General features: G+C 70.8%; 5 protein-coding genes and 1 pseudogene. 5 read left to right on the forward strand and 1 reads right to left on the reverse strand.

Annotated features, from left to right (window positions below):
- Nucleotides 1-243, reverse strand: a pseudogene (locus ACQKIP_RS33160) (acetyl-CoA C-acyltransferase); the annotation flags it as partial.
- A 136-nt stretch (nt 244-379) separates the two neighbouring features.
- On the opposite strand from ACQKIP_RS33160, the gene mce reads away from it, so the two are divergent.
- The 5 genes from mce (at nt 380) to ACQKIP_RS33185 (ending at nt 7,958) form a co-directional block, all read left to right on the forward strand.
- Entirely contained in the window at nt 380-820 is a 441-nt protein-coding gene (gene mce / locus ACQKIP_RS33165) for a methylmalonyl-CoA epimerase (RefSeq protein WP_190081910.1), read from the forward strand.
- A gap of 231 nt (nt 821-1,051) precedes the next feature.
- Nucleotides 1,052-4,969, forward strand: coding sequence for a polarized growth protein Scy (gene scy / locus ACQKIP_RS33170; protein WP_365860666.1), 3,918 nt, complete (start codon nt 1,052-1,054; stop codon nt 4,967-4,969).
- A gap of 182 nt (nt 4,970-5,151) precedes the next feature.
- A complete protein-coding gene (locus ACQKIP_RS33175) occupies nt 5,152-6,087 on the forward strand; it encodes a cellulose-binding protein (RefSeq protein ID WP_361181370.1) in 936 nt (311 codons plus the stop codon).
- A gap of 77 nt (nt 6,088-6,164) precedes the next feature.
- On the forward strand, nt 6,165-7,184 hold the full coding sequence (locus ACQKIP_RS33180; protein WP_365860664.1) for an ABC transporter ATP-binding protein: 1,020 nt from the start codon (nt 6,165-6,167) through the stop codon (nt 7,182-7,184).
- A gap of 3 nt (nt 7,185-7,187) precedes the next feature.
- Nucleotides 7,188-7,958 carry an ABC transporter permease gene (locus ACQKIP_RS33185; RefSeq protein ID WP_365860662.1) on the forward strand — a complete coding sequence of 257 codons (771 nt, stop codon included), beginning with the start codon at nt 7,188-7,190 and terminating at the stop codon, nt 7,956-7,958.
- Nucleotides 7,959-8,016: the final 58 nt, after the last annotated feature.

An 8,016-nucleotide genomic window follows, 5' to 3' on the forward strand; every position in this document is an offset into this window, starting at 1 on the left:
GGGGATGCCCGCCTTGACGGCGGCCTGGCGTGCCGGGATCTGCCCTGCCCCGGCCGTGAGGACCTGCCCCATGATCACGTACTGCACCTGGTCGCCGCCGATGCCGGCCCGGTCGAGCGCGGCCTTGATCGCGAAACCGCCCAGGTCCGCGCCGGAGAAGGACTTCAGGGAGCCGAGCAGGCGGCCCATGGGCGTTCGTGCGCCCGCGACGATCACTGAGGTGGTACCGGTCGTTCCAGACATGTGCCACGGCCCCTTGGGAGGAGGAGTTAATGAGGGTTTACTTGAATGTACTGAGCGGTACGCCGCGCGTCACCGGGCCTCCGGTGTGATCGCGCGCACGTTGCGTAATCACCGCCGGAAGGGCTGCACTTAAAACATGCTGACGCGAATCGACCACATCGGGATCGCCTGTTTCGACCTCGACAAGACCGTCGAGTTCTACCGCGAGACTTATGGCTTCACGGTGTTCCACACCGAGGTCAATGAAGAGCAGGGCGTGCGCGAGGCCATGCTCAAGATCAATGAGACCAGTGACGGCGGCGCCTCCTACCTGCAACTTCTCGAACCGACCCGCGACGACTCCGCCGTGGGCAAATGGCTCGCGAAGAACGGCGAGGGCGTGCACCACATCGCCTTCGGCACCGCGGATGTCGACGGCGACGCCGCCGCCGTCAAGGAAAAGGGGGTACGTGTCCTTTATGAGGAGCCCCGGATCGGCTCCATGGGCTCCCGTATCACCTTCCTGCACCCCAAGGACTGTCACGGAGTGCTCACCGAACTCGTCACCTCGGCAGCTCAGGAGTCACCGGAGCACTGACCTCCGCATACTTGGGCCGGTAGGGTTGGGGTCGGCCGTCCGAAAATGGGGCGGCCGGTCGTCCGTACGCTGGGCGGCCGCTTGCCGGGGTCCGGGTTTCGGGGGACGAGCGTCGGGGCAGCAGCCCATGCTCTGCTGTTGATCTGACACCATTCCCCGTGGGCCCCGTTCGGCGGATGGACAGGGCTCGTACGAAGAGACTTGCGACCAGGGGACGGATGGGACCGCGCAGTGCGGGGCTACGAACGCCAAGAGAGCTCGCGGGCTGAGACGGACCATCTTTCGCGGTTCGAGGCCGAGATGGACCGGCTGAAGACCGAGCGAGAGAAGGCTGTTCAGCACGCCGAAGACCTCGGCTACCAGGTCGAGGTGTTGCGCGCCAAGCTGCACGAGGCGCGCCGCAACCTCGCGTCCCGCCCTGCCTATGACGGCGCGGACATCGGCTATCAGGCCGAGCAGTTGCTCCGTAATGCCCAGATCCAGGCCGACCAGCTGCGCCAGGACGCCGAGCGGGAGCTGCGCGACGCCCGTGCGCAGACCCAGCGGATCCTCCAGGAGCACGCCGAACAGCAGGCCAGGCTCCAGTCCGAGCTGCACTCCGAGGCGGTGTCACGCCGCCAGCAGCTGGACCAGGAGCTGTCCGAGCGCCGCCAGACCGTCGAGTCGCACGTCAACGAGAACGTGGCGTGGGCCGAGCAGCTGCGCGCCCGTACGGAACAGCAGGCGCGCCGGCTGCTCGACGAGTCGCGCGCCGAGGCCGACCAGGCCCTGGCCGCCGCCCGCGCCGAGGCCGAGCGCGTGGCCGAGGAGGCCCGCCAGCGCCTCGCCGGCGACGCCGAGTCCGCCCGCGCCGAGGCCGAGACGATTTTGCGCCGGGCCCGCACGGACGCCGAGCGCCTCCTGAACGCCGCGTCCACGCAGGCGCAGGAGGCCACCGACCACGCCGAGCAGCTGCGCTCCACCACGGCCACCGAGTCCGAGCAGGCGCGCCGCCAGGCGACCGAGTCGAGCCGGGCCGCCGAGCAGCGCATGGCGGAGGCCGAGACGGCCCTGCGCGAGGCGCGCACGGAGGCGGAGAAGGTCGTCGCCGAGGCGAAGGACCTCGCGTCCAAGCAGCTGTCGGCCGCCGAGGGAGCCAACGAACAGCGCACGCGCACCGCCAAGGAGCAGGTCGCGCGCCTGGTCGGGGAGGCCACGAAGGAGGCCGAGGCCACCAAGGCCGAGGCCGAGCAGCTCGTCGCCGACGCCCGCGCCGAGGCCGAGCAGCTGGTCAAGGACGCCGGCGAGAAGGCGCGCACGATCACCGCCGAGGAGACCGCGGGCCAGCTCGCCAAGGCGGCCCGCACGGCGGAGGACGTACTCGACAAGGCGTCCAAGGACGCCAAGGAGACGACGAAGGCCGCCACGGAGGAGGCCGAGCGGATCCGCACCGAGGCCGAGGCCGAGGCGGACCGGCTGCGCGCCGAGGCGCACGACATCGCCGAGCAGCTCAAGGGCACGGCGAAGGACGACACCAAGGAGTACCGCGCCAAGACCGTCGAGCTGCAGGAGGAGGCCCGCCGCCTGCGCGGCGAGGCCGAGCAGCTGCGGGCCGACGCGGTCACCGAGGGTGAGCGGATCCGCGGCGAAGCCAGGCGCGAGGTCGTCCAGCAGATCGAAGAGGCGGCCAAGTCCGCCGAAGAGCTGCTCGCCAAGGCGAAGGCCGACGCGGAGGAGCTGCGGACCACGGCCGGCGCCGACAGCGACCGCGTGCGCACGGAGGCCATCGAGCGCGCCACGTCCCTGCGCAAGCAGGCCGAGGAGACCCTGGAGCGCACCCGCGGCGAGGCCGAGCGGCACCGCGAGGAGGCCGCCGAGCAGGCCGAGGCCACGAAGTCCGAGGCCGAGGACGCCGCCCGGGCGCTGCACGAGGAGACCGAGCGGGCGATAGCGGCACGCCAGTCCGAGGCGGCCGACGAGCTGACGCGCCTGCGCACGGAGGCCGAGGAGCGCCTCGCCTCCGCCGAGCAGGCGCTGACCGACGCCCGCGCCGAGGCCGAGCGCATCCGCAAGGAGGCGTCGGACGAGACGGACCGCCTGCGCGCGGAGTCCGCCGAGCGGATCCGCACCTTGCAGTCGCAGGCCGAGACGGAGGCCGAGCGGCTGCGCACCGAGGCCGCGGCCGACGCCTCGCAGGCCCGCGCCGAGGGCGAGAACATCGCCGTGCGGCTGCGTTCGGACGCCGCCACCGAGGCCGAGCGGCTCAAGACCGAGGCCCAGGAGTCGGCCGACCGGCTGCGCTCGGAGGCGGCAGCCGCCGCCGAGCGGGTGGGCGCGGAGGCCGCCGAGGCCCTGTCCGCCGCCCAGGAAGAGGCCGCCAGGCGCCGCAGGGAGGCCGAGGAGACCCTCAGCTCCGCGCGCGCCGAGGCCGACCAGGAACGCGAGCGCGCCCGCGAGCAGAGCGAGGAACTCCTCGCATCGGCCCGCAAACGCGTCGAGGAGGCCCAGGCGGAGGCCGTGCGCCTCGTCGAGGAGGCCGACCGCAGGGCCACCGAGATGGTCTCGAGCGCCGAGCAGACCGCGCAGTCCGTACGGGATTCCGTGTCGGGCCTCCAGGAGTCGGCGCAGGAAGAGATCGCGGGCCTGCGCAGCGCCGCCGAGCACGCCGCGGAGCGCACCAGGACCGAGGCGCAGGAGGAGGCGGACCGCGTCCGCTCCGACGCCTACGCCGAGCGGGAGCGCGCCGCGGAGGACGTCAACCGCGCCCGGCGCGAGGCGAGCGAGGAGACCGAGGCCGCCAAGTCTCTTGCCGAGCGCACCGTCGCGGAGGCGATCGCGGAGGCCGAGCGGCTGCGCTCGGACGCCTCCGAGCACGCCCAGCGCTCGCGCACCGAGGCCTCGGACGCCATCGCGACGGCCGAGCAGGACGCGTCCCGCACCCGTGCCGACGCCCGCGAGGACGCCAACCGCATCCGCAGCGACGCCGCGAGCCAGGCCGACCAGCTGATCGGTGAGGCGCGCGGCGAGGCGGAGCGGCTGCAGAACGAGACGGTCGCGGAGGCCGAGCGGCTCCAGACCGAGACCGCGGCGGAGGTCGACCGGCTGCGCCGGGAGACGGCTTCGGAGGCCGAGCGGGTGCGCTCGGAGTCGGTGGCCAAGGCCGAGAAGCTCATCTCGGACGCCACGGGCGACGCCGAGCGGCTTCGCGCGGACGCCGCCGAGACGGTCGGCTCCGCCCAGCAGCACGCCGAGCGCATCCGTTCCGACGCCGAGCGCGTCAAGGCGGAGGCGGCGGCCGAGGCCGAGCGGCTCACCTCGCAGGCGCGGGACGAGGCCGAACAGACCAAGGACGAGGCGCGCCAGGCGGCCAACAAGCGCCGCTCCGAGGCGGCCGAGCAGGTCGACACGCTCATCACGGAAGCGGTGGCCGAGGCCGAGAAGCTGACGACCGACGCCCGGGAGAAGGCGCTCAAGGCCACCACGGAAGCGGAGGCCCAGGCCGACACGATGGTCGGTGCCGCGCGTACGGAGGCCGACCGTCTGGTCTCCGAGGCGACGGTCGAGGGCAACTCCGCGGTGGAGAAGGCCCGTACGGACGCGGACGAACTGCTCGTCGGCGCCCGCAGGGACGCGACGGCCATAAGGGAGCGTTCCGAGGAGCAGCGTGACCGTCTCACCGCCGAGATCGAGGAGTTGCACGAGCGGGCGCGCCGCGAGTCGGCCGAGGCGATGAAGACCGCGGGTGAACGCTGTGACGCCCTGGTGAAGGCCGCGGAGGAGCAGCTCGCCGAGGCCGAGGCGAAGGCCAAGGAGCTGGTTTCGGACGCGAGTTCCGAGGCCGGCAAGGTGCGGATCTCCGCCGTGAAGCGGGCCGAGGCGCTGCTCAAGGAAGCCGAGACGAAGGTCGCCGGGCTGGTGCGGGACGCCGAGCGCGTCAAGGCCGAAGCGGAGGCCGAGGCGGAGCGTACGGTTGACGAGGGCAAACGCGAACTCGAGGTTTTGGTCCGGCGCCGCGAGGACATCAACGCCGAGATTTCCCGTGTCCAGGACGTGCTGGAGGCGTTGGAGTCTTTTGAGGCTCCACCGATCGCCGGCGCGAAGGACAGTGGGGTCAAGGCCGGCGCAGCCGCGGGATCAACTCGATCGGGTGGCAAGCCGTCTGAGGGCTAGCCAAAGAACATCTGGCGTGCTTTGTAAGGACCTTCGGCACTGTCGCTGGCAAGTGCTCCGGCGGTTAGCCACTCAAAAGGGGTGTCATTCTCCAGATCAAACGGGCATCCGCTCGATGACACGCCGCTTGGACCCCTAGGATTCCCCCTATCACCTCACCGGTCTCATTCGACAGGAACCCCATGAGCGACACTTCCCCCTACGGCTTCGAGCTTGTGCGGCGTGGGTACGACCGCGCTCAGGTGGACGAACGTATCTCCAAGCTCGTCTCCGACCGTGACAGCGCTCTTGCTCGTATCACTGCTCTGGAAAAGCGCATTGAGGAGCTCCACCTCGAGACGCAGAACGCGCAGGCCCAGGTGGCCGACGCCGAACCGTCTTACGCGGGTCTCGGCGCACGCGTCGAGAAGATCCTCCGCCTCGCCGAGGAGGAGGCGAAGGACCTGCGCGAGGAGGCCCGTCGCGCAGCCGAGCAGCACCGCGAGCTCGCCGAGTCGGCGGCCCAGCAGGTGCGCAACGACGCCGAGTCGTTCGCGGCCGAGCGCAAGGCCAAGGCGGAGGACGAGGGCGTCCGGATCGTCGAGAAGGCCAAGGGCGAGGCCGGCGCGCTGCGCAGCGAGGCGCAGAAGGACGCCCAGCAGAAGCGCGAGGAGGCGGACGCCCTCTTCGAGGAGACCCGCGCCAAGGCCGCCCAGGCCGCGGCCGACTTCGAGACGAACCTCGCCAAGCGCCGCGAGCAGTCCGAGCGTGACCTGGCCTCGCGTCAGGCCAAGGCCGAGAAGCGCCTCGCGGAGATCGAGCACCGTGCCGAGCAGCTGCGCCTCGAGGCGGAGAAGCTGCGGACGGACGCCGAGCGTCGTGCCCGTCAGACCGTGGAGACCGCTCAGCGCCAGGCCGAGGACATCGTCGCGGACGCGAACGCCAAGGCCGACCGGATCCGGAGCGAGTCCGAGCGCGAGCTCGCCGCTCTGACCAACCGCCGCGACAGCATCAACGCCCAGCTCACCAACGTGCGCGAAATGCTGGCCACCCTCACGGGTGCGGCCGTCGCCGCCGCGGGTACGCCCGCCGACGACGAGCCCGTCTCCCGTGGGGTTCCCGCCCAGCAGACCCGGTAAGGCACTCCCCCCGAGGCCTGCGGAGCCTCCTGTCACTCCAAGTGGCAGGGGGCTCTGTCCCGTTTTAGCGTGGCCGCATGATCGAGCTCGAGGGGCTGACCAAGCGGTACGGCGAGAAGATGGCCGTCAACGACCTCACCTTCACCGTGCATCCGGGCATCGTCACCGGCTTCCTCGGGCCGAACGGGGCGGGCAAGTCCACGACGATGCGGATGATGCTCGGGCTCGACAACCCCACGGCGGGGGCCGCCCGGATCGACGGCAAGCGGTACGCACAGCTGAAGGACCCCCTCAAGTACATCGGCGCCCTGCTCGACGCCAAGGCCATGCACGGCGGTCGCAGCGCCTTCAATCACCTCCTCTGCCTCGCACAGAGCAACGGCATCCCGCGCGCCCGCGTCCACGAGGTGCTCGACACCGTGGGCCTGACCCGGGTCGCCAAGAAGAAGGCCAAGGGGTTCTCGCTCGGCATGGGCCAGCGGCTCGGCATCGCGGGGGCGTTGCTCGGCGACCCCGAGATCCTGATGTTCGACGAGCCGGTCAACGGGCTCGACCCCGAGGGCATCCACTGGATCCGCAATCTCATGAAGTCCCTCGCCGCGCAGGGCCGCACGGTCTTCGTCTCCTCCCACCTGATGAGTGAGATGGCGCTGACCGCCGACCACCTCGTCGTGATCGGACAGGGGCGGCTCCTCGCCGACACCTCCATGGCGGACTTCATCCGGCAGAACTCACGCTCGTACGTCCGGCTGCGCTCGCCGGAGCGCGAGCGGCTGCTCGACGCGCTGCACCAGGAGGGCGTCACCGCCGTCGAGGCGGGCAACGGCGTCCTGGAAGTCGACGGCACCCCGTCGGAGGACCTGGGCGAGCTCACCGCACGGCACCAGCTCGTGCTGCACGAACTGAGCCCTCAGCAGGCTTCCCTGGAGGAGGCCTTCATGCAGCTCACCGCGGAGTCGGTGGAGTATCACGCACATGCCGATCACGCGGCGCCCGGCGCCGCCCCGCCGCCGCCCGGGTCGGCCGGACAGCCCGGACCGCCGGGAGCGGCCGGGGGCTGGGGCGCGGACTGGCAGCAGCAGAAGAAGAGGTCCTGAACGATGGCCGCGACGCAGGTACTGAAGTCGGAGTGGACCAAGATCCGCTCGGTCTCGTCGACCGTGTGGACGCTGGGTCTGGCCCTGGTCGTCACGGTCGGTCTCGGCCTGTTGATCAGCATTCTGGCGAAGAACGACTACGACAGCCTCAACGCCCAGGACCGCCGGGTGTTCGACCCGACCTTCACCAGCTTCGCGGGCACGAGCCTCGGCCAGCTCGCGATGATCGTCTTCGGGGTGCTCGTCGTCTCGAACGAGTACAGCACCGGCATGATCCGCACCTCGCTCGCCGCGGTGCCGCAGCGCGCGACCTTCATGGCGAGCAAGGTCGCCGTCGCCACCCTGCTCGCTCTGGTGGTGGGCCTGGTCACCAGCTTCATCTCGTTCTTCCTCGGGCAGGCGATGCTCGGCGAGCACAAGGCGCTGATCAGCGATCCGGGCGTGCTGCGCGCGGTGATCGGCGGCGGGCTCTACATGACGCTCATCGCGATGTTCTCGATGGGCGTGGCGATGATGCTGCGCAGCCCGATGCTGTCGCTCGGTATCCTGATGCCGTTCTTCTTCCTGATCTCCAGCATCCTGGGCAACGTCTCCGCCACGAAGAAGATCGGGCGTTTCCTGCCCGACCAGGCGGGCAGCAAGATCATGCAGGTGAAGACACCGCTGGACGACGACAGCCCGTACGGCCCCTGGGGCGGGCTCGGGATCATGGTGGTGTGGGTAGCGCTTGCACTGATCGGCGGCTATGCGCTGCTGAAGAAGCGGGACGCGTGACGCTTCGCTTTGATTGCGGGCGACCGGGATTGCGGGGATGGCGGGAACTGCAGGGATG

Origin of the sequence: Streptomyces sp. NPDC059900, assembly GCF_050270335.1 — a bacterium.
Taxonomy (GTDB): Bacteria; Actinomycetota; Actinomycetes; order Streptomycetales; family Streptomycetaceae; genus Streptomyces.